We start from the raw sequence: 544 nt of genomic DNA on the forward strand, positions 1-544 counted from the left end.
AAGGGCTAGTCCAATTTCGCTCGCCGCTACTTTCGGAATCTCGGTTGATTTCTTTTCCTCGGGGTACTTAGATGTTTCAGTTCCCCCGGTTCGCCTCGCTGCGCTATGTATTCACGCAGCGATACTTACTTATGTAAGTGGGTTTCCCCATTCGGAAATCCCAGACTCAAATGGTTTTTACTACCTAATCTGGGCTTATCGCAAGTTAATACGTCCTTCATCGCCTCTGACTGCCAAGGCATCCACCGTGTACGCTTAGTCACTTAACCATACAACCCGAAGGAGTTTCGAGTTGATGTTCAAATCACCAAAGTTGTCTCTCATTATTTGAATGAGCGAGAGACATTCGATTTTGCCGGACTCATCTCTTTACCTTCATTTTTAGAAAAAATGAAAACAAAAAGCCAAGAACACTTGAATGTGTATTTTGGTGTTTATCTTTCGATAAACATTGAGAACTTTACAAACAACAATAAATTGTTGTTTTGTCAGCTTTCCAAATTGTTAAAGAGCTAGATTTTCTGATGAAAACCATTTTTAAAGA

Annotated in this window: 1 rRNA gene; it reads right to left on the bottom strand. The window is 40.1% G+C overall.

The window, feature by feature from the left end:
* Window positions 1–269, bottom strand: a 23S ribosomal RNA gene (locus IQR33_RS27780); the annotation flags it as partial.
* Window positions 270–544 lie beyond the last annotated feature (275 nt).

It is taken from the genome of Vibrio sp. OPT46 (assembly GCF_015163535.1).
Taxonomy (GTDB): Bacteria; Pseudomonadota; Gammaproteobacteria; order Enterobacterales; family Vibrionaceae; genus Vibrio; species Vibrio alginolyticus.